The 2,448-nt window shown below is 38.9% G+C and carries 2 protein-coding genes and 1 pseudogene; all 3 read left to right on the forward strand.

What is annotated here, in order from left to right; translation table 11 throughout:
• Positions 1-453 (forward strand): annotated as a pseudogene (locus tag ACQEXS_RS22355) (hypothetical protein); the annotation flags it as partial.
• Positions 454-818: 365 nt separating this feature from the next.
• A complete protein-coding gene (locus ACQEXS_RS22360; protein ID WP_427015262.1) occupies positions 819-1,901 on the forward strand; it encodes a hypothetical protein in 1,083 nt (360 codons plus the stop codon).
• 67 nt (positions 1,902-1,968) lie between these two features.
• Positions 1,969-2,448 (forward strand): hypothetical protein (locus ACQEXS_RS22365; protein WP_427015263.1); only part of this gene is annotated, 480 nt, incomplete at its 3' end.

Consider the following 2,448-nt stretch of genomic DNA (forward strand, 5'->3'; position numbering starts at 1 on the left):
TTTAAAAAGGGCAATAAAAAGCGTTTTGAGCATCCATTTATCGAGTTTGACTGTGTCCTTATCTCTGCTCCTTCTCCGCAAGGGCATCTAAACTACAACTTAATGCTAATTCATCGTTATCATGAATACTCTGTTGGTGTCCCTCTACATAATTTCGTCGGTACCAACCAGATGGTGTCTGAATATCATCGGCTATGGAATATGATCCAAAGGTATATGGACGTTAGCCAACCAATGCCAGATATTATGATTCTCGAACCAGCTCGAGAGAAAGACCCAACCACTGCTGCGTATGATAAATCCACTAATCGTGATCCTAGATATTGGCGTAATATGACAGATGAGCAGTTTGAGAAAAAGATAAAACAACTTGAAGAAAAACAACGTTCTCAACCAGCTACAGGACCAGCGATAAACATTTTCCTGGACGAATTTGAAACGGCTAAATCTTAACCAACAAACCGCTCATTCGAGCGGTTTGTTTTTTTATATCAAATCATCTACCAATCCAAACCTGAATATTCGAATTAGCCAAACATCTTCTACAGCTAACTACTGCTTCCATACCTTGCCATAAACATCTTGAAAGCTCTTGAGATATTTGCACAAGAAGCAAATGCTCATCATGGTATCGGCGTAGAATTACACTATCTTCTCACACCCGATTCATCAGAGAAAACTGTTGTGCGATATCAAACCAACAAGTTTAAATCGACTCGGACTTCTGAGTGAGGTAAGCATACAAAAAGCAAGAACTATCATACAAGACAACTTATTACCGCTAACAACAAATCAATTAAAACTACAAGGCGTATAACGTGGCAAAAGAGCAAAGTGTAGAACAGGATTTTAACTTAAATGACCAACGCCCTCTCGCAGGAGAGGTACGAACTTACCCTCTGGGAGAAGCGCTATTCTTTTCACCTAAGCCGTTACCTTCGGCTAGGGTTATTCCTAGTGCCTTGGGTGAATCAAACCAAATAGTGGAAATTAACGATACCTATATGGATATAGGTCAGTCTAATCAAGGAAAAGCATTTCAAGCTCAACTAGTAATATTTTGGATCATGCTTGCTACGTTTGTAGTGTTATCCGTGTTGATACTTAGTGCAAATGCAATGAAAGATACATATCAAGGATTTTTTCAAGCACTATCATCATCAATCCAAGAGGACTGGGGGGCTTTAACTCTAGCTATCATTCTACCTACCATTTTTGGTTGGAGTGCAGTAATCAACTCTTCTTTAAAAAAAGCACGTCAGAAACCTATTCGTTTTAATCGACAACGCAGAGAAGTCTGTTACTTCGAGGAAGGAAGTAAAACACCAACTATTGTTCCTTGGGAAGAAACAGTCTCATGGGTGTCCATGTACAAAGGCTTCACTGGCAGTGCTATTGTCTCAAATGTCACATTCGGAATCGCTTTACCTGACTTGGAAGGTAAAGATTACTGGATATTTAAAAGGCCAGTAAGGATTATGGAAGAAGGGCAACACTCGTGGGAGGTTATCCGCTGCTATATGGAAGAAGAACCCGAATTCTGGGCTCAAAAAGAAGAAGATGAAAACCGACAATCATTTGATGAAAACCGCCGTCGAATTAAGCAGAAATTCAAAGATGGACCTAAACCTTTTTTTGCAATGAGCATGTCGGATCCTACCGCCTCATACTTTAATATGTTTGGCTATTATGCATTTAATGTCTTATGCCTTTGGAAATTACCTTACTTGGTTTCAGAGTGGGACAGCAAAATATCCATGGCAAAGTTTTCTGAAGACGTCGATGAGTGGTCTAAACCATTACCCAAAGAAGAATGGGCTAAGCCAAGTGCCGAATTAAGTAAACAAAAAGCAATGGCTGAAGCACATTATGCTGCAGGTGGTAACTTAAAAACACTCTGATACGATAGTATTCGAGCAATTGAAATAAAATTCTCACTATAGTGATGAAAGAAAAAGTAGCGTAAAAATGAACAGTAATCCATTCCCTTTTGTTGCAGGTCAACGTACTGATAAAGCTTTTGCCTCTAGTTATGTACTTAGCCCTTTCCCTATAAAAACACTGTTGCCAAAACCTAGACAATGTGATCAGCTAGTAAAGAAAACCAAACAATATATCGATTTAGGTGGTGCTAGTGGCATGATATTTCAAACACAGCTAATGTGGGTCTCTTTTTTAATTGTTTTTTTTGTCTTCATCTTTTCGTATATCGCTTTTGGTGGATTTAGTGGTATGTATGAACTCTCCTTTAAAGAAGAACTAGTGAATGGACAATGGGCGAAGAAGCTTAATTTATTTGATTTTTTTTCGGCCCTTTTTGTCATGTTTGTGCCACTATTAGTCAATATACTTATCAACTTAAAAATAGCACAATCAGCCCGTGAGACCCTATCTCAATCGTTACCATGTCGTTTTCATCGCCAGCGTCGTGAAGTGCTCTTTTCTCGC

Origin of the sequence: Vibrio sp. TRT 17S01 (assembly GCF_050113695.1) — a bacterium.
GTDB lineage: Bacteria > Pseudomonadota > Gammaproteobacteria > Enterobacterales > Vibrionaceae > Vibrio.